The sequence below is a fragment of the Vibrio tasmaniensis genome, from assembly GCF_024347635.1.
Classification (GTDB): domain Bacteria; phylum Pseudomonadota; class Gammaproteobacteria; order Enterobacterales; family Vibrionaceae; genus Vibrio; species Vibrio tasmaniensis.
Genome location: NZ_AP025513.1, coordinates 85,095 through 107,302, shown reverse-complemented (window position 1 = coordinate 107,302; position 22,208 = coordinate 85,095). Strand labels below are relative to the sequence as shown.

Below are 22,208 nucleotides of genomic sequence, written 5' to 3'. Positions count from 1 at the left end.
ACAAAAGGAGTACCACGCCACGCGTGGAAAAAGGACACCACCATGACGCAACGATACTTCCGTATACTGCTGTGCTGCCTATTGGTTTTTATTGCGCCATCCACCCTAGCCGCCAGCGCAGCCTGTAAAAGCCGTTTTATTAACCTCATCACCGATATTTGTTGGGATTGCTTGTTCCCAATGACCATAGGCTCAGCCACGGCCATGCCGTCCAAATATCCAGACACCAACAACCCCACAATGCCTATCTCTTATTGCCCTAAACCCCCACCCGTCTTCGTGCAAGTTGGGGTCAATATCGGCTATTGGGAGCCTTATGCCTTAACCGATATCACGCGCGTCCCTTATTGCATGGTGAACATGGGCGTAGAAATGTCAGGCGCTAACAGTCAGCGTATCGGCGGGCGCGTTACCGCCAGAGAAAGTGACAGCAGTGACGGCGGTTTTTATCATGGTCATTGGTATAAGTACCCGGTCATTTATTGGTTGCAACTGATGCAATCCACCGCTTGCATGGCCACCGATGTGTTTGATGTGGCCTACATGACAGAGATTGACCCACTTTGGGACGACGATGAATTATCACTCATTCTCAACCCTGAGGCGTTATTGTTTGGTAATCTAGCCGCGCAGCTGGCTTGTGTGCCCGAAGCCATGTTGACCTCTGCGAACGTTGCCTTGCCTATTGATGCACTATTTTGGTGTTTAGGCTCGCAGGGTAGTACTTATCCACTGACCGGCACCACCAACTATCGAGACACGCCCATTCAAGCGGCAACACTCTTAATGGAAAAACTAAACTACAAACTGCATCGGCAGGGGATAATCTGGGAGACACGCGGTGAAGACGGTGCGATTTGTTATCAATATCCGGACCCTATCTTGCCAAAATCTCGTTATCGGTATCAAATGTCGGCGCCTATTCCCGATGCGGCCTGGTGTCACCCATACACCACGACCACGACACTCTGGGAAGCAGGCCATGACAATCCGGTGACAGGGGATAATTTTGGTTTTGTACAATGGAGAAAACGCAATTGTGTATTTTTATAAGATGAACTGATGACACTGATTAAATCCCATAGCAATGAAGCAAATCTATTTATAGCCAGTACCCACGGCTCTCTTTCCGATTTTTTAAAAACAGAGCTCGCCAACGGCAAGCACATTTATTGTTGTTTCCCGCTCGAACAGTTTTGCTTCTCGTTTTGCCGAGAGCTCAACACTCGTCAGGTGCTGTCAATCAGCTTCCAAAATGCTCACACCCTCTACCCACCCTTTCAACGACCATCATAAAGAGGCGACTATGACCATTTTATCTTTTGAGGGCGCCTTTCGGCGCTCTTTTGTTTTTCTGTGTTGTTTGATTGCGTTCTCTACTCAAGCTTACACAGAGCAAGAACTCAAAGCCTTTGCCAAACTTGAGCAAGAGATGGCTTCACAACCAGAGACAGCAAAGCCATGGGACACAGACGACATACAAAACCAAGCCCATGTTTATCGAGAAGAAGCGCTGACGCTTAGCCGCAATGTTCAAGACTTGATAAAAGAAGAGAGCCTTTCTCCTTTATTGGGAATACAAAAGCCCACACGCAACCCTGACCAAGCCCCAAAAGGTGTGATGGTGTTTGTTTCACTCACCATGCCAACGACCGCGCTCAAGCAGCTTTTGATGCAAAGTGAGCACTTAGGCGTACCACTGGTGATACGCGGCGTCTTACCCCAAGGCTTTCCGGCCACGGCCAAGCGCATTGAGTCATTAATACGCTCACCCAATAAGGCGCCCATTCAAAGCGGCTTTTCGGTAAGCCCCGATTGGTTTAAGCAATTTGATATTCAGCGCGTACCGGCGTTTGTTTCCGTCAAACAAGACCGCTGCTTACCCAAACAGCCTTGCAACGCCACGGACTACGATATCCTTTACGGTAATATCTCGCTCTATCAAGCTCTGGATTACCTCGCCACGGGCGATGCGCAGCAAAATGTTCACCCGCTGCTGCGTACTCTGTATTCACAATGATGTTTAAGCCATGAGAAGGCCACAAATCATGCCAATATCTAAAAAATGCCGTAACCTCTGGCGCGAGATTTTCATTGAGCCGAGAAAACAAAAAGCGCGACGCTACGAAGACATTGACCCCAAAATCGAACCGCTAGTGTCACAATTAAACACGGTAACGACAATTAAAACGGTCGCCTCATGTCAAGGTCATGCCTTCGGGCGACCAGAGCCACCCTATGTTTATTTTGAAGCAAAGCAAGAGACGGTAGGCGTGTTCATTCAAGCGATAAGAAAAGCCCGTCAACGGGGTAAATTGCATCACCCATGGGAGATAATCGGCCAATACAACCACGAGATTCAGTTAGTGTGGTCGCTATCGTCAACGTATTACGACCAGTATTACCTGAAATCCAACATCATAGATTTAGCATGGCACCGTGACCGGATTGATGATGATATTCAAACACTCACACACATCACCCGCCAGTTACAAAACATCGTGTAAGCCTTTACGTCAGCCAAGACGTTTACTTATAGGTTCAACATCTTATATCAGTTCAAGTATTGCTCTCTTACTATCACTTTTGACGAGGTGCTTCTTATGCGGATTTATGTCCAGGCTGCGCTCACGCTCAGTCTTTTTTCTACGCTCGCGCTGGCGAACGAGCAACAGACCTTTACCGACAGCGCCAACTGGGCGAAACAAGCAGCCGGTCAAGCGCTCACACCCAATGCCCTCCCCCTCAACATCGATGACTATTGCAAAGACGCGGCGTGTCGAGAAGAGAGGCGAAACCCAAAACAATCCAAGCTGTCAGACAGTGATATCAACGCCCAAAAGGGGACAGAGTTTGTGACCAATGAATTGGCTCAAGACATCAACGCCAACTTCAATAAAGGGCGACCGGATGTAAAAAGCGATCCGGCGATGCGCTTTGCCTTACTTGGCCAAGAGAATGCGTTTGAAGTCACTCATGGCATTTCGAATGCCTACGTGGATTGTGACAACGCAACACAGTGCATCATCGATTACATTCCCAAGCAGTGCCAAAAACCAACCTATAACTCTATCCCTTGCACTAAAACCCCTACCTTTACCCCACACACCTCTGCTGTAATTTATAGTTGCCCATCCGGTTGGTCACGTAATGGTATGGTTTGTAAAAAAATCACTCAAGAATGTCGTTATGACTCTAGAAATTATGTTGAGCGTAGCTGTGGTGATTACTCTTTTCACTGGCAAGGCGCAGGATTTGGCTTTTGGAAAAGCGGCCATTCTCGTTATCGATCAGAACAGGCATGTGGTCGAGAGAACGGCACGGATTACCGCGAAAAGTATCAAATATGTGGACGCATTGAACACAGCCAACCCGTCAAACTTTCATGCCGCTCAAGCTATACCCTTTCGGGCGGTAACTGCGTCAAAAACACACTGACTTGGAGAACACAATGCACCTTATTAAAAGAGTGCAAGGTCATCTCTCAAACTTGTGTCGAAGGCCGCTCTACTCGCACTATCAATGGCGTCCCTACCACGCTTAATTGTTGGAAATACCAGGTTAACCATCAATGTGACCGACCTGACACCTGCGCTGCGCTGCCGAAAGACTGCACGACTCAAGCTCAACATTGCAGCCTCAAGCAAAACGGGGTGTGTATTGAGCAAGAAGTCACAAAAAGCTGCGCAGAGAAGACCTGCAGAGCCACAAACATGCAGTGTGGTGAGCAATCTTTCTGTCTTGATGGAGACTGCTACGTACCCGAACCCAAACTTAACGGTAACTTTGATAAATCCGTCGCCGCGTTAGCCGGGCTTGCCGAAGCGGTAAAAGATGTGGGCGACCCGCCTAAAATATTCACGGGTAAGCCAATGCAATGCAGTAAGAAACTCGCGGGGTTTAACGACTGTTGTAAAGACTCAGGATGGGGGCAAGGCTTAGGGGCTAAATGCAGCGAAGCGGAAGAAGCGCTCGGTGAAGCCAAAGAGAAAGGCTTAACCCTGTACGTGGGGCAATACTGCGCCAAGAAAGTTCTGGGGGTCTGCACCCGTAAAAAACGCAGTTACTGCGTTTACGACAACAAGCTCGCCAAAATCATCCAAGAGCAAGGCTCTATTCAGCAACTGGGTAAACGATTGGGCAGTGCCAAAAACCCCACCTGCGCCGCCATTACGCCCGAAGAGCTAGGACAAATAAACTTTGAATACATTGATTTTAAAGAGTTCTATCCAGACATGCACGACAACACCAACCTTCCCAACTTTGATGAAATCAAGCAACGCCTTCAAAGTGCCACGGGGGGATAACAAACGATTTTATAAAAAGGACACATCATGACACCCAAACGTACTCACCAACTGACTCACGCCCTGCAGCAAGCCATCAGCCTAATGCACATCGCTGCGCTGATGCTTGCACTGCTGACCTCGATTTTTACTTGCCTCTTGGCCATCCACATCACAACGCTGACACCAGAGCAATTGGACACGATGTCTCTTGCTTCGCTTCACTCCGACATGACAAACAGTTGGCAGCTTAGCATGAATATGACGCTGTACGGTCTACTCTTCTATGTCGCAATGAAAGTCATGCACTCAACGCTGCAAACACGTTTTAACGCAATGCCTACTTCCTACGTGCGAGCAGGAAACCATAAAAATCAAGATAACGAACACCCTCACAACTAAAAAGGAAATCGCATGAAAAACTTTATCCAGATAGCCACCTACCCAACGGCATTTATTGCTTGGATAGCTCGCAAGGTCGGATATTTAGACGATTGCAGTGGGATGAAGAAAAACAAGGATTCTGGCTACTTTGCGATAACGAAAGATTCAAGCCTCAATTCTGCCAATCACCGCAGATTGTAGGAAAAGCCATAAGCGCACTGTCACCCATTACTTAAACACTCTGCCGCATTTCATCAAGGTCTATGATTATGTTTATCAAACCCCTGCAAACCTTTTTACTGCGTACCTTTACTCTCTTACGGCTCATTCCAAACGATGTGATACTCACCAAGCAACTTGACCGTTATCCCGATATCACTAAAAGGCTGGATGAGTATCGAGAGCTGATAGAAAACATTGAAAAACAGACTCACTACTTTAGCAGTGAGCAAGGCGTATGGTCTAAACACCACGCTTTGCTCCATGATGAATACCTTCAATACTTACTCACGCTGCGCAACCCATCGCCACATCAGATGCACCGCCTACGTGAGAGACCCAAGTGCTTAACCTCTTAATCACTTCGCTTTATTTAACCAAGGTCTATGATGATGAAAAAATCTCTGCTTTACGTCATTACCCTAACGCTGCTTGCCCCTCTATCTTCTGCTCTCGCCAATGACCCCCCTCCAGGATGGCGGTGGTACAACGAGCCAAGACAAGCACCCAAAACGCCCAAACCCAAACCGTTGCCAAGCAACACCCAAACCACCGTATCAAGCCCTAAAACCTTATCGGCCACCGAACAGATGGACTGGTTTCATTCGGTGCATATTGAGGCGCAAAACGACGCGGCCATTCATCCCAAAGATAAAGACAAGCTCGCGAAATTTTTAGCGTTAAATCACTTTATCACGGACCAAACCGACCAATTAGGCATGACCTTTAAAGCGTTGCTGCTCGAAAGACCTGAGTTCTCTTACACCAAAGACCACCCAACAGAGCAAGCCGCAAGACAGGTGTATTTAGAACTGGAAGATAAGAAGAAAACCGACGCGGTTAAAAAGATGAAACAAGACGGATGGGGGTTTTTCTTTGTCTATGAAGGTAAAGATACGCTCAGCCAGCAACTCGCCCCGTCCATTCAAGCGTTTGCTGACCAATACCATTTTGAGCTATTGGGGATCAGCAATGACGAAACCTTCATCACTAACCTCAAAGAAAACCGCCACAACCAAGGTAAAGTCTCGGTGCCTTTTACACCGGCATTGATTTTAGTCCACCCCAACACTGGTGAGATGAAGCCGTTGGCGTACGGCTGGATAAGTCAAAATGATTTAGTGGCCCGCTTTTACAACGTCGCGACCAACTTCGAGCAATCGGATTTTTAAAACCACTCAATCCACGTAATACCCCAAACGCGCGCTTAAACGATGTTCCATTTCTTTTACTTCTTCTTTCCCCCTAAAACATAAGGAGGCGCTATGCCATTTCTTCGAACCCTTGTGCTGGCTTTTTTGCTTCATGCAACCAGCGCACATGCGGCCATGCAAAACCAATACGCTCTGGTGTTCTTTTTTGAAAGCACGTGTGCGTACTGCCACAAGACCGCGCCTAAAATCACTCGCCTTGGTGAGCGATTTCAATTACCGGTTTACGCCTTCTCTGTGGATGGGGCGGGGATTGCTGGCTTTGAAGTGCCTATTCCTGTCACACCTGAGATAGGTCAGACTTTTTTCCCAAGCAATGGGAAAGCCGTCATGCCCGCGACCTTTTTAATGAACGTCAACAGCCGTAAGTTCTCACGCTTGAGTATTGGGGACGTACCAGAAAGTACGCTCGCTCAAAGTATCCAACAAGCCTTAAGCGATCCGCGCGTGCAGGAGGCCCTTCGATGAAACGCTCACTTTGCCACCACTTATCCACCATTTCGGTGCATAAGCGCGTTATTCCTTTGTTTCTCATCAGCTTATCAAGCGCAAGCCACGCCGACACCAGCCATTCACTGGCGCGCTTTTTTGACAACTCAGGCTACAACGCCAACGTCTCGAATCCGACCGCTTACCAAGGGCAGTCGGCAAACTACTACACCGGAGGCAGCTTGTTTGTGCGCAATAAAATTGTCGATGCGCAATTGGTCAGCGCCACGGTTCCCTCCATCAGTGCAGGGTGCTCTGGCATTGATATGTTCATGGGAGGATTTTCACACATTAACTCAGACCAACTGGTTAAGCTGGGCAAAGCCATCATTCATAATGCGCCGCCCTTCATTGTCAATCTTGCCCTGCAAACCTGGGCGCCGCAGCTCAAACAAAACCTTGACCAGTTACAAGCGATTCTCGACAAATACCTCAACCAGTCGGTGAACTCTTGCGAAGCCGCGCAAGCCTCTATCGGTGGATTGGCCGCCTTTGCTGCCCCTGCCACCAAAAAGCACGTCTGCGCGACCCTCGGCACACAAAACAACGCGTTCTCGGATTGGGTTCAAGGTCAACATGAATGTGGCGCAGGAGGCAAAGCCGCCGGTCAGCTCGCGAACGCCAAGAATGATCCGGCGCTGAAAGACATCACCCAAACCAATCACAACGTGGTGTGGTCCGCGATTATGAACAACGCTTTTTTATCCGCTGATAAAAATCTGGCGCAGTTTATGATGAGCTTGTCAGGCACTTACGTGTACGACAAAGACGGCAACCCGCGTTACTACCCTAGCCTTTTGACCGACAACAACAACCTGGTCAACATCTTGCTCGAAGGGGGTAAGGCTGATGTGTATCAGTGCCGCAACACAGACCCTAAGGCGTGTATTACCATCACCAAGCGCAATAACCTATCCATCACTCAAGCCAGCGGCATACAAAACCAGATACGCACACAACTGGAATCGATACTGCAAAAGATAGCCACCGACCAAAAACTCACGGCCAAGCAAGAGGGTTTTCTGGAGCTGACTCAAACACCGGTACTCAAGTTCTTTATTGACGACTTATCCGCCAATCAAACGCCCGACACCAACAGCTATTCACGAATGATAGCGGTGGAGCTGCTGAATCAGTACCTCGTGAGCATGTTAAATGTTGCCAGCCAATCGCTGGCCAACACCAACAACAGCCACGATGACATCACCCTCATCACGCGTGATATCGATAACGCCAAACGCTTTACCGCTGGTCTGGCCGATAAAGCCATTGAAGCGCTCAACAACCGCAACCAACTGATTGACTCGCAAAGAAAGACCGCGCAGCAAAGCACAAAAGAAATCAGCACAACCACCAAACCCGCGCCAGCTTATGGGAACTGACCGATGATACTCGAATATTACACTTACACTTCCGGCGAAGTGGTCAACAAAGCCTTTAATGCGCTGGCCACTTTTTTCAGAACCAATACCTTTGGGGATTACTTGCAGATGTGCATGATGCTGGGACTGGTCACCAGTCTGTTTATCTTCATGCTGTCACGTAACCCCAAAGACCTCATCAAATGGATGGTGGTGTTCTTCGCCGTCCCCTTATTTCTTATCAACATGAAAGCCGACATGCTCATCATTGATAAGACGCAACCTGGGAAGGCTTACAAGGTGGACAACGTCCCTTACCTTGTGGCGGTGCCGACGTACTTTTTCTCATCTATCATGGTGGGGATGGCAGAAGGGGTGGAAGCCATTTTCACCACCTCCGACGATGAGCGATACGGTCGTACGGGGATGCTGTTTGGCTCAGAGTTGTACCAGCTCTCAAGACAATCCAAAATCAATGAGTTGTCGCTACAAAAACTCTGGCGAGACTATTTCCATAACTGCATGATTGGGGATGTCAGAATCAATGGCAAATACACATGGGATGCCCTTTTCAACGCCCCTGATATTTTTGTGTTCCTCGATGGCATTCGACAAAGCCCACTGCGCGCGTTGTTCCTTGATGAAGGCGGCGGCCGAAGCACCTACAAGCGATGTGAAGAAGCTTACCCTATCATCAAGCAGCGCTTTGATGATGCCGCCAATAAAAACATGAGCTTGCTAGCGCATCAACTGCTTGGTAAAGACGCGGACCGCTTTAAGCCGCAAGTGGTGCAGTCACTCACCCGCAGCTACGACAAGTTTTTTAGAATCAGTACCAGCGCGTCCAGCACCATCAAACAGAACATGCTGATGAACGAGCTGCGCTACAATCTTGATAGCCTTGACCCGACGCAAGCGGCGCTCAATTACGCTTATACCACCAACAAACTGCAAACCACCTCGATGTGGGCGTCATTAGGCTTAATGGCCAGAGAATACTTACCGATGCTCCATACGATGATGTTCATGCTCTTTGCGTGCTTAGGGTTCTTTGTTGCCGGGGCCGCGGTCATTCCTGGCTTAACCATGATGGTGCTCAAAAACTATTTTGGGACGTTTGCCTTTTTAGCCACGTGGCCGGCACTCTTTGCCATCATCAACGGCTTTCAGCTTTGGGGGCTGGAATCTCTGTCTACGGACGTCTCCGGTAAGTTCGGCGGGTTGGTGCTCTCCAACGCCAACGCCGCGGATGAACTTCACAGCCGCTTTGCTTGGATGACCGGTATCTTGATGATAGGCGTACCTATGATAGCGAAAGGTATCCTCAAAGGGGGCCAAGAAGTCATGTCGAGCATGAACTACCAACTATCAAGCATGATTAACTCAACCAATGCCAGAGCGAGCGCGGCAGCGTCCACCGGTAATCTGGACTTTGGCAGCATGCAGATTGACAACCACAGCATGAACAACACCAATACCAATAAGTTTGATACCAACACCGTTGCCAACGAGGGTCACACCTACACCCAAAAAGCAGATGGAACAGTGGTCGCGCAACACCCTGATGGGCGCACCACCTACGACAGCTCACAAACCACGAGCCGCGGCAACATCAACACCAACACGTCGGCCATGCTGCAAGAGAGTGTGGCCAATGCCCGCAGTCACACCGCGCAAAACCTAGAGCAAAGCAGCACCCAACTGGGACAAAGCATTCAGGCAGGCGCAGCGCTGAGTGACCGCTGGCATGACAGTGTGGGTAAAAACCTCAGCTACGGTGAAGGCAGTACCAGTGGTTTTAACACTCAAGTCAGCGAGGGCATGAATGACATGCAAACGGCGGTTAACAGCGTGATTAAGCAAACGGGCTGGACAGAAGACCAATCGAAAGCTTACTTGCAAAGTGCCCATGGCGGCTTCGAGGGTGGCGTCGGCACAGGTAAAGGGAAATCGCTATTCAATTTCAACGCCAGTGGCGGCGTGAAATGGTCTGACGATGAACGTACGGCTTACAGCAATATGAACAGTGAGCAAAAGCAGCAGCTTGAGCAATCCACTCAACAATACACCGAAGGGGCAAACGCAGTCACCAGTGCCGGTACGCAGGTGGACAACAAAGACACCCGCACCGCTGTGGAGCAATTTGCGCATGACTTTGCGATTAACGCCAGCAACACCAAATCACTTGGCGCTAGCGTGATGCAAAGCCAATCAGACTTGAACGCCCTCTCCGACACCCAAACGCGCTTAGAATCTGGGGGTGGCAGCTTTACTGCGAATGCAAACGGGGCATTCCAGAACTATTTAGAGGAAAATTCAGGACTCAAGCAACAACAAATTCAACGCATCATGACCGCCCGCCAACCGGAAGATATTGCTGAGGCAAAAGAACGCTGGCAAAAATTCACTCGCACTGAGGAATTTGCGACCATGGCGGGACTCGATGGGGACACAGCAAAAATTGTAGGAGAAATGAACCAAGCGCACCAAGCCACCACACCAACAGGGCAGCTTAACCTCTCACCGGAGCAAAACAGCACCATGGCAAAAGGATGGGACAGCACCGTCGATACCGTGGCAGAGACCCGCACGGCGATGCTGCACACCAATGAAACGGGCGGACTGTTTAACCAAGCCCGTTTTGATGGGGTCACCGATGATGTGCAACATCAGCAAGCGCAAGCGCAGCAACCGATTAAAAAGCCTGAGCCAATGATAGAAATGACGGTTCAGTCGCAAGTCGAAAAGGAAATCGCTCGCCCCGAAAGGACGGAATACGTCACCTCGGATCAATCGTACCCAGCAGCGCCAGGGTACACTCAAAAACCCAACCAGTAATATTGATCGCGATGCATAAAAAGGACTTTATGCATCGTCTAAATACTGGTATTATGATCAGGTATCTAAAAGGAGTGCTCTCATGAAAAAAATCTTATCGTTGCTACTGCTGACCTGCGCAAGCGCGCAAGCTCAAACCCACTCACCTGAGCTCACTCAACTGCTGAGCGAGATACACGAGCAATACAATAGCCCTAAGCTGATGAACATAGATAAGAAAGATATGGCTAACGTCACCAAACTGCCTTACTTCTTGCAGCACATTGATGAGACCGACACCGTTGAATCAATGCGCCTTCAAGGTTATCTGTTAGGATTACAAACAGCATATTTTGACAACGCCTATAACCAAAAAGAAACTGGGGGAGGACTTTGGTTCTGCATGCGTGACACCATGACACTTGATCCAGACCGCCACCCTGAGTTTTTTGTAGACCTTATCTGGAAAGTGCTCGAAAAAACCGCCAAGAATGACCCTCAAAAATTCAGACGAGCAAATTTTGCCGGTGCTTTCAGCGTATCTGTCGACTATATCATCGCATACGGTCTCCAAACCGAATACCCTTGCTACAGCCCTATTCCTAAATCGTTGCAATTTAATGGCTGGAAATATTAGCCTCAGCCCAAACCAATACGACTAAGATTTTTACCGCTTAGATACCCCTCAGAGCCTCGTGAGTTTTATAGAACTTTCGAGGTTTTTGATTTTCAGCGCTCGCTTTATTTCAGGAAAAAAGTCAGTACGGGTCGACTGTACCCACCCCATTTTAACCTTGCTGGATAAACCATGGGTCGCTCGACCTGCTATATGCTTGCATGTAGAGGTTGAGTGAGCCCGACAAACGCAGTGCGTCAGCATTTGTTTGATTTACTACCTTATTTTTATTTCCAGCACAAAAAAGCCAGGACGGGTTAACGTACTGGCTAGATCTTGCTTATTCTATTCATACTCATGCGTTGGTTGCTGCTTGGTTGTAATGAGGTATATCAGCCTGTCACAACCCACCGCCTCGTTCCTAAGGCAAACTTCCGATGTCTCGATGAGCACCAAGCAGCCCTGCTATCCTACTGAACATTTACACCCAATACGAGAAAAACGTCGCTTTAGCGTCAAGGCGTACTTTCGGCCTTTCTGCAATAAAAAAGCACCTTCATAAAGAGGGTGCTTTTGATTCAGTGTATTTCTCAAGAATGCTCAATCAACGAAAAGGACTCGAATCCATTCATTCACTGAGCTTACACAACGTATCACAATGACGCCCCTTTTCAAATCCTTACCCAAAGGAACGATGCCATGAACATTATCCTCAACCGGTTATCAGCCATCAAAAGGCTCTTATTTCAATGCCCTGAAACCCAAGACGACAAACTCAACACCTTTTTAACCCAATGTCATGAGCAAAACATTGGTTTGGCTTTGCTTGCCGACAAAAGTAAAACGCATCAGCTAAAAACGCTCATCAAGCCGCTCAACCTTTCTCACAGAGACGCCAAGCGCCTATTGAAAACGTACTTATCGCCAATGACTCGCGTTCACCTTTGTCCTGCTGATTTTTTCACAGCCATGAACCACCCTGAGCAACAAGCCTTTCCTTGCCAGGTGTGTGATAACTGCGCACCTGGGTTATTCAAGCACTACGGTTATTTAGTTGCCGATACCTCATGGTGCAGCCAGTGCCATGAACAAGGAGAGTGCATCGACGTGGCACTGATTGAGCACTACCGAAAATTCGGCATCGATGACGACACGATATGGGAAGCACTACCAAGAACTCGATGGGGCTCAAGAACTGGCCCTTCGACCTACCTATCGCTTGAAGATATTAAAACGATTTATCAAGCGGTATTTGAAGCAGCCAAGCGATAAAAGCGACTCCAGCCACCAACTTTAACGCTCAAGATTAAAAGGACACAAGCATCATCAGCAAAGATTGAACATCAACAAACACACTCCCTCTTACTGCACACATAAAAGAACACTTTCACGCTCACTCGTTATAGGAAACCATTATGCCTAGGCCTAAACGCGCGTCCGGCAACCACTTTACCCGTGGTGGACAAATTACTTTTCACTCCATTCGGATGTTCTTCCAAGTCAACAACACCTTAGTTTACGCCGCCATTTGGTCGGTGATTGCGCTCACAGGCGTGCTTACTTGGCTACGCGCTCCCGATAACGCCTTTTGGTCGGTGTTCTACTACTGGCGCAACCATATCTATGCCAGCCTAGGGCACGACCTTAACAGTGAAGTCACCACCTTCTGGAGTGGAAAACGCTACGTGGGCACGCTCGCCTCCCAACTGGATAACACCCAACTCATCAGCCTCTATGATGATGTCATTCGCCAAGCACAAATCAACTTCTTGATTGCCCTCGGTATTGCCTTTGCTATTTTGATGCTCGCCATGAGTTTCTTTAAGCGACAAGGCGAAAAGCAAAGTGAAGACTTCCACGTTCGAGGATTCCAATACGCCGAACCCAAAGTGCTCACAAACGATTTAAAAAAACGGGCAAAGAAACTCAAGAAGCAGGGCGTAGGCAACGGACGAATTTCTGATTTTAAAGTGGATGGGTTGGCCTTATTTAAGCGTGAGTTTGAAGTTCAGCACATGCTCATTGACGGCACAACCGGGGCTGGTAAATCCGTCATGCTGCGTAAACTGCTGCGATGGATACGTAAACGTGGGGATAAAGCGATTATTTATGATAAAGGCTGCACCTTTACCAGTAAGTTCTTTGACCCTAGCCAAGACACCTTACTCAACCCCTTCGATGAACGCTGCGCCAATTGGGATGTGTGGTGTGACGCAAAAGAAGCCCCTGACTTTGAAAATATCGCCAGCGCCCTTATCCCACAGCATGGCGAAGGCGACCCATTCTGGGTCGATTCCGCCCGGACTATTTTTTCGAGCGCGGCGTATCGCATGAGCCAAGATGACAAGCCCTGCTCGACCGCAAGGCTGCTCAGCTTGATACTCACGTCTGAACTTGAAACTCTGGGTAATTTCCTGCAAGGCACAGAGTCGGCTTCCCTGGTCTCGAAAGACATCAAAAAGACGGCCATCTCCATTAAGTCGGTGCTCGCCACCTACATCAAGAGCCTACGCTTTTTAGATGGATTGGATGACAAAGACGCTAAAGGAGAGCCCAAACGTAAACCGTTTTCTATCACCGATTGGGTACAAGACGACAAACAAAAAGGCTTTTTGTTCTTATCGAGTAACGCGCAGCAACACGCCTCTCTACGTCCTTTGATTTCGACTTGGCTTGCCATTGCCTCTAACGCAATCTTGGGACTTAAAGACGATGAAGACCGCCGTATTTGGGTAATTATGGATGAAATGCCAAGTCTGCATAAACTGCCTGAGCTAGACACCATCATTGCCGAAGTGCGTAAGTTTGGGGGCTGTTATGTGATTGGCCTCCAGTCTTATGCTCAGCTCGTAAAAACCTACGGTAAAAACACCGCTGACGTCATTTTTGACTTACTCAACTCCCGCTTTTACTTTCGCGCCCCCTCTGCGCAAATGGCGCAAATCTCATCAAAAGATTTAGGCGAGCAAGAAGTGGACGTATCAAGAGAGAACATTTCTTACGGTGCAAATGCTTTGCGTGACGGGGTATCGATTGGCCACCAGACAACGACACGTCCGGTCGTCTCTAGCAGTGAAATCCAAGCCATGGATGATTTGCAATGTTACCTTCGCGTACCAGGCAGCAGCTTCATCACTCAACTGGATTTGCACTTTGATAAAATGCGAAATGTGACACCGGCTTTTATCAAACGTAATTACACCCCCTCACCCGCCATGACTAAGGCGTATCAAAAAGCGATTTACTTTGAGTGTGTCGCCCCTGGTATGCTCCTCAACGAAGAAGAGCGTAACGCACTCACCGAAATCCAAGCCAAGCAATTTGAAACGCCGGAAGAGATGAAACTGGAAACCGACCAAATCCAACAAGCACAACGAAGTGAGACGGTCAAAGCGTTAGCCAGCAAAGAGGCCGAAAAGCTCAAATCAGACAGTGACCATCAAGAGCGCGCGCAGCAAGAGCTTGAAGAGTCGGCGATATCTCAAGATATCGAAATCACGGATGCTTATGAATAACGAACGATTAAGGGAATACCATGTCAAACCTTACCTTAGAGATTGAATTTATTAAAAAACACTCAAGTGGCGGGTGCGCCTTTGCAGGCGAGTTCGATGTTGCCGACTTTATCGTGAAAAACGCGCCCGAATGCAAACTCCCCTTCAAGAAAATTGATGATGCCTTTTTTAACTGGCACTTAGATGCATCGTTGCAACACTTTGAAAAAGTTGATGGAATTTGGCAAGGTTATGTTGCGTTCATCGACATAGAAGCGCCAGAGCCAGGTACATTAATCACACTCACTGTTTCTTTAACGGAGGAAGATAATGAAAGACAATAAGCCCGTGAAAGAGCCGTTTTGCTTACCAAAACACTCTACACGCAGCCACGTTGAGCGAGAAAAAAAGGAAACCGAAACCAGACGGCGAATTGAAGATATTTTAGAAGAGCGCGCTTTTAATAAACTCTGGTATGAATAATAGCCTTGACACCCAAATGATAATGATTATTATTTGAGTGTGAGTTATAGAGATCCTTATGACTCACACGACATTGCTCACATTGCTTCCAGTGTAATTTTAAGCTTAATCTTGAAAAGCTCCCATTTTTCAATTTATTTAGCTAGCGGCATACTAATCTATGCCGCTTTTCTTTCTTGCCTTACGTTGTTTCCCCAACAATGGAAAGTGATTATGAAACCAAGAGTCCAACACAAGCGCCAACATAGCGCGCGAGTAAAAAAACCGAACACTCACCAAAACATACCTCCTGACAAACAACCTGAACCACTCTTTGTTCTTGATATGCTCGACGGCAACGACTGGCGACATCTCGTGCTTACTTACAGAGACGCTAAAAAGTTAATCCAACGCACACACCATAGAGGCTACACCCTAGAGCCTTACGATAACCGCTAATCACTAGACCGCCACAAGCCTTGCCATTGCAAGGCTTTTAAACTCCGCCTCTCGTCCTGATTACCGCTCAGTTTTACTGCTAGCGGCAATCTGCCTCGCATAAGGAAAATACTCATGCTTTCTATTAGCCCTCTGAAATCCGCTTCTGGCGCTGCCAAATATTACCTCAGCGAAGAAAACCCCAAAGACCTACCTGACGTCTCTTTAGAAAAAGACGTGGGCGATAACTACTACCTCAAGGAAAAAGACCAGGGAGAAAACACCTTCTGGCATGGCAAGCTGGCCATCGAAGCGGGACTGGCGGGTAAACCCGTAGAGCAAGCCACCCTAGAGTCGGTGCTCTCTGGCAACCTGGGTGGTGAAACCATTAAAGGGAAACGAGAAAAACACAAATCTGGCTTCGACCTGACCTTTTCTGCGCCCAAATCCCTCAGCGTTCTTGCGCTTATTGGCGGAGAGAGCCGCCTCATTGAAGCGCACAATAACGCCGTGAAGTTCGCCTTAACAGAGCTGGAGAAAGACGTAGCACAAGTCAAAGTCACCCATGAGAAAGGCGTTCAAGAATACGAAAATACGGATTCGATGCTATTTGCAGTCGTACGCCACAAGACCAGCCGTGAAAATGACATGCAAGTGCACTCGCACGCGCTAGCCGCTAACATGACGCGCGATAAAGAAGGAGATTTACGCGCTTTATCAACCAGCCTAAAACAAAAAGGGGGCGTGATTAACGGGACTGGCGAGCGCATTTACAACTTCCAAAAATACTACGGTATCTTGTACCAGAGCCAATTAGCTAAAGAGGCAGAAACCCTCGGTTATTCCACGCGAGGCGTCGGCAACGGTCAGTTCGAAATCAGCGGTGTTCCTCAGCCTATTCTTGATGCGTCGTCCACTCGCAAACAACAAATTGACCAACGCACACTCGATTTAGGCTTTGACTCGCGCGCGGCGAAAGACGTAGCCAACCTCGATACTCGTAAAAGCAAAACCTACCAGAGCAGTGACAGCCTCAACAAACAGTGGCAAAGCACCGTAAAAGAGCAAGGGTATGACCCCGCAGAGCTTGTCACCATGGCGCAACAAGTAAAGGAAGCGCAAAACACCCCACCACTTGGTGAAACCAAAGCCGCCATCAGCAGAGCCATTGACCATCTAGGGCAATACAGCACCGCGTTACACCTAGAAAAAATCATTGAACTCACCGCCTCAGAGTTCACCAAAGGCGGCGTGCAACTCAACGCCCTTGATATCAAAAAAGTCGCGGATGAAATGATTAAACAAGGCGACTTGATAGGACTCAGTCAAAAAGGGCAATACACCACCAAAGGCTTAATTGATAACGAGAAAGCGCTTATCGACAGCACCCAAGGTCGTGCACATCACATGCGCACCCACGTTGAATCCAGCACGCTCAACAAGCTCGCTATCTCTGAAAACCAGCAGCGCATCTTGACCGACCTGTACCACTCCACCAAACAGTTCCACGTGGTCAATGTACACGGCTCATCACAGGGTATTGCGCAGCAGCTACTCAATGTAGGCAATCACAGCGGTAAGCGTGTCCAATTGGTCTCCCAAAGCGTGAAAGACAAGACAGAGGGTATGGAGAGCGTCCAGCGTAAGAGTCAAACACTCAGCGCTTGGGTCGGTCAGCTCTTTTCACCAGAGCAGCGCCACACCACCCACAGCTTATTGCAAAGCGATACGCCGCTGACCAATAAAGACGTCTTGCTCATCGATGACGCCAATAAGATGAGCGCCAATGAATTATTGGCACTCACCGATAAAGCCAAACAATCGAGCAGTAAAGTGGTGATGCTTAACCGCGTATCAAGCCGTCAGGGATTTAAAGCCAATAACGCTATCTCGCTGTATCAAAAAGGCAATGTGGAGAGTCATTCTTGGGTCGGCAAGCGAGCCAGCCATACCAACGTGAAACTGCATGACAATGACACCGATAGGATAGCGCGGGTGTACTCAGACCTCCCCGATAAAGCCAACACGCAAGTGATTGCCACTTCCAGCGTAGAGCAGCGGCGGTTAACCGAAGCGATACGGGGCCAGCTCAAAAATACCGGCGCCCTCGCCAGACACGAAACCACCCTATTCACTCAAACCCCTCACCACCTCTCTAAAGCGCAGCAACCCCTCGTTCAACACTACAAACCAGGCATGACACTCACCCATTGGGAGAAAAACAAACCTCAGAGTTTTGTCATCGCCAGTATCGACAAAGAGAGCAACACCATGACCGCACTCAGCAAACGCGATGGACAGTCACACACCTTTGACCCGTCCAGTCGCGCCTTTAAGCACATGAAGATGCAAATCAATAAACCGCAAAGTCTCAATATCGCCCAAGGCGAACGCCTTCGAACATTAGGCAAACACTTCCCTGCGGGCTTGGACGCGAACCAAAGCTACCTTGTCACTCACATTGACAAAGAAAGCCTCACGCTTGAGAGCAAAGGGGAAACGCAGCGCGTCAACTTAGAGAGCTTAAAAGACGCGCCGCTGCAATACGACTACGTTCACGGCGCCCACCATATTGAGCCAAAAGCCCATACTTTACTGTCAGGCAAAGCATTTACCCTATCTAAGCCCCTGATAAACGACCTGACTGAAAAAACAGAGCGCCTTGATATCTTCACCGACAAACCAGACAAAGCCCAAAGCGCACTTGAAAAAGAGCAGGTCTCCCCGTCAGCCATTGAGCGTGTACTGCAGACGCAAAACGTCAACGACCGCTACCTAAACGACGCCACCCAAGATTTGCTAAAGCAGGATGTCAGTCAGGCACTGTCAGCACTGGCCAAATCGCAAAACGCGCCACTCATCGAAAAAGCGGTCAGCTTTGCCCTGAACCACCTCTCAGAGCGAGAAGCGGCGTTTAGCCAAAAAGCCTTAGTAGTGGAAGCGGTGCGTTACGCCTTTGAAGAAGCCGGAGGCTCTATTACCAAAGAGCAGGTTGAAACAGAGCTGACTAAACGCAGCGACACCCTCTCTGCGGAGTACAGTGACGGCACACGCTGGACGACGCAAGCCGCGCTAGAAACTGAAAAGCGCATCCTGCAAAACATCGATGATGGTAAAGGCCAGCATCAACCTTTTGCAACGCCTAAGCAGGTGCAAGACTTTCTCGACACCAAGCCTCGCCTAACCCAAGGGCAAAAGGACGCCATCACCCTCATCTCAACCACCAAAGACAGCTTTGTGGCCATCCAAGGGTTAGCCGGTACAGGTAAGTCCACCATGCTTGAATCCAACATTGAACTTATCCAGTTAGTCAAAGAAGCCAGCCAGCAGCCAGAGCAAAGTGTCATCGGTCTTGCGCCCACACACGCAGCCGTGGCAGAGCTAGAAAGCAAAGGCGTGAAAGCGCAAACTCTGGAAAGTTTGCTCTCTGACATCCGACAAGGAAACCGCGATGCCAGCGACTACCAACACACCTTGTTCTTTCTCGATGAAAGCTCCATGGTCAGCAACAAGCAAGCCGATGAGTTCACAAAGCTGGTCAATGACAGTCAGTCCAAAACAGCCAAACTGGGCGATAAAGAGCAGCTTTTATCGCTCAGTGCCGGCAAACCCTTTGAGCTGGCCATAAGCCAAGGCCGCATCGATACCGCTTACATGACCGACATCATCCGTCAGCAAAACGACACCTTACTTAATGCGGCGCAAAACACCATTGATAAGCAGCCACAGAGCGCCCTGGATAAGCTCCAGCAGCAAGCCCCTGATACTCAAGGTAACAGTCAACATGTCATTTCTACGCTGGATGAAAACGACAAAGACCGACGCAGAGCGCAGCTCACCGCCACAGAGAAGCTGCCTTATGTGGTCGCCAAAGACTATTTAGAGCGCACCCCTGAAACGCGAGACAACACACTGATTATCGCGTACACCAACCAGGAGCGAGACATCATCACCGAACACATCCGTGTCGGTTTGATGAAAAAGAGTGAGTTAGGCAAAGAGAACGTCATCGCAACGAGGCTACGCTCAATCGGCGCGACCGGGGAAGAACTCACCACCATGATGCCGTATCAAAAAGGCTTGATACTGAGCACCAAGCCCGGTGAGTACGCCACCATTACACACGTAGATTCAGAGCATGGCGTAGTAACACTTCAAGACGCGAGTACAGGTAAGGCAAGGCCGTTCTTACCGCGTAACCGTGACCACCGTTTCACCACCCTGTTCTCTACGTCAGAAAAGCCACTTTCAACCGGCGATAAAATCATCACCCGCTTTACCGATAAAGAGCGCGGCATTAAAGCCAACGTGGAGTACCGCATCACGCAAGCGACTACAGACAATGTTATCGCTCAATCTAAGACAGGACAAACACTCAACCTTAACCCTAATGCGCTTAAAGACGGGCACTGGGACTACGCTTACAGTCGGACCGCAGACATGGCGCAAGGGTCCACCTATCAACACGTCATTAGCGCGATACAAAGCAAAGGCGCACTGACCAACTTAAGACGCGCCGGTATCGATGTGACTCGTGCCAGTCAGCACATTCGACTCTATACCGACAACACAAAACAACTGGTCAAAAGCTGGCTTTCTAAAGAGAGCCACAAAGCCAGCGCGATAGAAACCCTCAACCAAATCCCACCCAAAGACACCACTTACTTTAACCGTAATGCTCTGCCTCATGAGGACGTCCGGTTCCAAAATAAAAGCGGTGACTTTGACTACAACACATTTAGGGAGCACATCAATACGCAACTACCCAAATACACCGAAAGCCTCGCCATGCAGTTATTAGGCCAGCCGAATCAATCCAAATCAGACCGGGATTATTTAACCTTTGGCATTGGTAAATCCGCCATTAAAGTGACCTTAACCGGAGAGCATCGTGGGTATTTTAAAGACTACACCACAGGCGAAAAAGGCGCATTGATTAACCTAATCATGAGTCATAAGGAAATGAATTATAAAGCCGCGATGAATGAAGCGCACAAGATGCTCAATGAGCCAGATAAATATCAATTGGAGGAAAACAATAAACACGACAAATTATTGAGCACCACCCCAAGGCATATTGCGCAGTTTGAAGAAAGGGCTAAAGATTATATCAATCAAAGCTTACCGATGGATAACACGCTGGCCCAAACGTACTTAAACAAGCTCGGTGTCAATAACATTGAAAATAACCAGGTTAAGTTCCACCCAGCGGTCTATTCATCCGAAGATAGATCTGTTCATCCTGCGATGTTAACCAACATCCACAATAAAGAAGGTGAAACCAAAGCCATTGAAGTGACCTATTTAGACACTCAAGGAAATAAAGACACCTCCCTAGATATTAACCCAAGAACCCTAGGCACAAAGTCCAAACAATTAACCCAATTCCATCAAGGAGAGAATTTAAACACCACCATCATCAGTACCTCGATTGAGAACTCTTTCTTAATTAGAGACCAAACCCAAGGGCAGATTGACATTATCAACGTCAATCATAAAAACGACATTCAAAACATCTCCACCGATGAACTGAGACAGAACATCATTATTGTATTAAATCAAGGTAATCACGATTTAAACCCGAACAACATTGAGAAAATCGTCGAGAACTTTAATGGTCGAGACATTCAATTCATGTCAGACGATCATCTTAAAGAGGACATTAAATCGTGCATTGGCAAATTAGAGCGAGATAACAGCGCACATAACGTAGAATTAAGTGAGCCACATATTTCTCATCAAGATAGCGAATTAGACACCCTCAACTACAATGAGAAAAAAGAAACCGACAGCCAATCACTCGACCACTTTGAACCAAAAGAATATTCACCTCAGCAAGAGATGGCATTTAATCACTCAGAGAAAGAGAGCCATTGGGAAGACAGAGAAATCGAAAGAGAGTTAGAGCGATAATATAAGGGTAGCCACTGGCTACCCTTTTTTTTCGCCTGAAAGATAGGCCTCTACTTTTTTATCAATGTCCGCCTTAACTTGCTGACGGACAGGCTTTGAGTCTTTTTGATCTCTATATAGTTTTTCACCATCAAAGGTTTGTCCATGAATAACTTCACCAATGGCAGAGCTACCTCTTACTACTCGGTAAATCTCTTCCATTAGCTCACGGTTCGACGGCCTTTCATCGTCACTGTCATTCAATTTGATACGCAGCGCCAATGTCAAAAGCTGACGAACCGCATCTGCATCAGTCAAACCCTCTCTCTTTTTAAACTTGCGAAAATCTTGCTCTAGCGGCCCTTTAATTGTGGCTTGTAATACTGTGCTTCTCGCCATTTTTAGATTTTCTCCCACCCAAATGTGTCAATACGATTTAATGTACATTCAAATACAATACCATATTACCACAACTTCACAATCGCCCACAAACCAATCTATAAAAGGGCTAAATTGAAATCAAATACAAATACACTCAC

General features: G+C 48.1%; 19 protein-coding genes. 18 read left to right on the top strand and 1 reads right to left on the bottom strand.

What is annotated here, in order from left to right; all coding sequences use genetic code 11:
* Positions 1-42: 42 nt before the first annotated feature.
* The 18 genes from traU (at position 43) to traI (ending at position 21,690) form a co-directional block, all read left to right on the top strand.
* Positions 43-1,053 (top strand): conjugal transfer pilus assembly protein TraU, encoded by a 1,011-nt coding sequence (gene traU, locus OCV44_RS22190; RefSeq protein WP_211349795.1) that lies wholly within the window; start codon positions 43-45, stop codon positions 1,051-1,053.
* A 253-nt stretch (positions 1,054-1,306) separates the two neighbouring features.
* Positions 1,307-2,020: a type-F conjugative transfer system pilin assembly protein TrbC gene (trbC, locus tag OCV44_RS22185; RefSeq protein ID WP_139686275.1), complete on the top strand. Its 714-nt coding sequence runs from the start codon at positions 1,307-1,309 to the stop codon at positions 2,018-2,020.
* 28 nt (positions 2,021-2,048) lie between these two features.
* Entirely contained in the window at positions 2,049-2,507 is a 459-nt protein-coding gene (locus tag OCV44_RS22180; protein WP_139686277.1) for a hypothetical protein, read from the top strand.
* A gap of 96 nt (positions 2,508-2,603) precedes the next feature.
* On the top strand, positions 2,604-4,307 hold the full coding sequence (gene traN, locus OCV44_RS22175; protein ID WP_261900974.1) for a type-F conjugative transfer system mating-pair stabilization protein TraN: 1,704 nt from the start codon (positions 2,604-2,606) through the stop codon (positions 4,305-4,307).
* A 27-nt stretch (positions 4,308-4,334) separates the two neighbouring features.
* The gene (locus tag OCV44_RS22170) at positions 4,335-4,688 is read left to right on the top strand and encodes a hypothetical protein (RefSeq protein ID WP_139686344.1); all 354 of its coding nucleotides are present in this window, start codon (positions 4,335-4,337) and stop codon (positions 4,686-4,688) included.
* 12 nt (positions 4,689-4,700) lie between these two features.
* On the top strand, positions 4,701-4,871 hold the full coding sequence (locus OCV44_RS22165) for a hypothetical protein (protein ID WP_261900973.1): 171 nt from the start codon (positions 4,701-4,703) through the stop codon (positions 4,869-4,871).
* A 68-nt stretch (positions 4,872-4,939) separates the two neighbouring features.
* Positions 4,940-5,248: a hypothetical protein gene (locus OCV44_RS22160; RefSeq protein WP_261900972.1), complete on the top strand. Its 309-nt coding sequence runs from the start codon at positions 4,940-4,942 to the stop codon at positions 5,246-5,248.
* Positions 5,249-5,275: 27 nt separating this feature from the next.
* The gene (gene traF / locus OCV44_RS22155; protein ID WP_139686315.1) at positions 5,276-6,061 is read left to right on the top strand and encodes a type-F conjugative transfer system pilin assembly protein TraF; all 786 of its coding nucleotides are present in this window, start codon (positions 5,276-5,278) and stop codon (positions 6,059-6,061) included.
* Between the two features lie 93 nt (positions 6,062-6,154).
* Complete coding sequence (trbB, locus tag OCV44_RS22150; protein ID WP_139686316.1) at positions 6,155-6,568, top strand: type-F conjugative transfer system pilin assembly thiol-disulfide isomerase TrbB; 414 nt, start codon at positions 6,155-6,157, stop codon at positions 6,566-6,568.
* Positions 6,565-7,971 (top strand): conjugal transfer protein TraH, encoded by a 1,407-nt coding sequence (locus tag OCV44_RS22145; RefSeq protein WP_261900971.1) that lies wholly within the window; start codon positions 6,565-6,567, stop codon positions 7,969-7,971. Before trbB ends, OCV44_RS22145 begins: the two co-directional genes overlap by 4 nt.
* Before the next feature lie 3 nt (positions 7,972-7,974).
* Positions 7,975-10,788, top strand: a complete 2,814-nt coding sequence (gene traG / locus OCV44_RS22140) for a conjugal transfer mating-pair stabilization protein TraG (RefSeq protein ID WP_261900970.1) — start codon at positions 7,975-7,977, stop codon at positions 10,786-10,788.
* Positions 10,789-10,870: 82 nt separating this feature from the next.
* Positions 10,871-11,404 (top strand): hypothetical protein, encoded by a 534-nt coding sequence (locus OCV44_RS22135; protein WP_139686215.1) that lies wholly within the window; start codon positions 10,871-10,873, stop codon positions 11,402-11,404.
* A gap of 678 nt (positions 11,405-12,082) precedes the next feature.
* On the top strand, positions 12,083-12,655 hold the full coding sequence (locus OCV44_RS22130; RefSeq protein WP_139686214.1) for a hypothetical protein: 573 nt from the start codon (positions 12,083-12,085) through the stop codon (positions 12,653-12,655).
* Positions 12,656-12,798: 143 nt separating this feature from the next.
* On the top strand, positions 12,799-14,898 hold the full coding sequence (gene traD / locus OCV44_RS22125; protein ID WP_139686213.1) for a type IV conjugative transfer system coupling protein TraD: 2,100 nt from the start codon (positions 12,799-12,801) through the stop codon (positions 14,896-14,898).
* Between the two features lie 20 nt (positions 14,899-14,918).
* Positions 14,919-15,221 carry a hypothetical protein gene (locus OCV44_RS22120; protein WP_050613188.1) on the top strand — a complete coding sequence of 101 codons (303 nt, stop codon included), beginning with the start codon at positions 14,919-14,921 and terminating at the stop codon, positions 15,219-15,221.
* On the top strand, positions 15,208-15,360 hold the full coding sequence (locus tag OCV44_RS22115; RefSeq protein ID WP_139686142.1) for an adenosine deaminase: 153 nt from the start codon (positions 15,208-15,210) through the stop codon (positions 15,358-15,360). The genes OCV44_RS22120 and OCV44_RS22115 overlap by 14 nt, the downstream gene beginning before the upstream one ends.
* A gap of 213 nt (positions 15,361-15,573) precedes the next feature.
* Positions 15,574-15,798 (top strand): hypothetical protein, encoded by a 225-nt coding sequence (locus OCV44_RS22110; protein ID WP_139686212.1) that lies wholly within the window; start codon positions 15,574-15,576, stop codon positions 15,796-15,798.
* A gap of 114 nt (positions 15,799-15,912) precedes the next feature.
* A complete protein-coding gene (gene traI, locus OCV44_RS22105) occupies positions 15,913-21,690 on the top strand; it encodes a conjugative transfer relaxase/helicase TraI (protein ID WP_261900969.1) in 5,778 nt (1,925 codons plus the stop codon).
* A gap of 18 nt (positions 21,691-21,708) precedes the next feature.
* Here traI and OCV44_RS22100 read toward each other — a convergent pair whose 3' ends face one another.
* Positions 21,709-22,068, bottom strand: a complete 360-nt coding sequence (locus tag OCV44_RS22100) for a hypothetical protein (protein ID WP_050613184.1) — start codon at positions 22,066-22,068, stop codon at positions 21,709-21,711.
* Positions 22,069-22,208 lie beyond the last annotated feature (140 nt).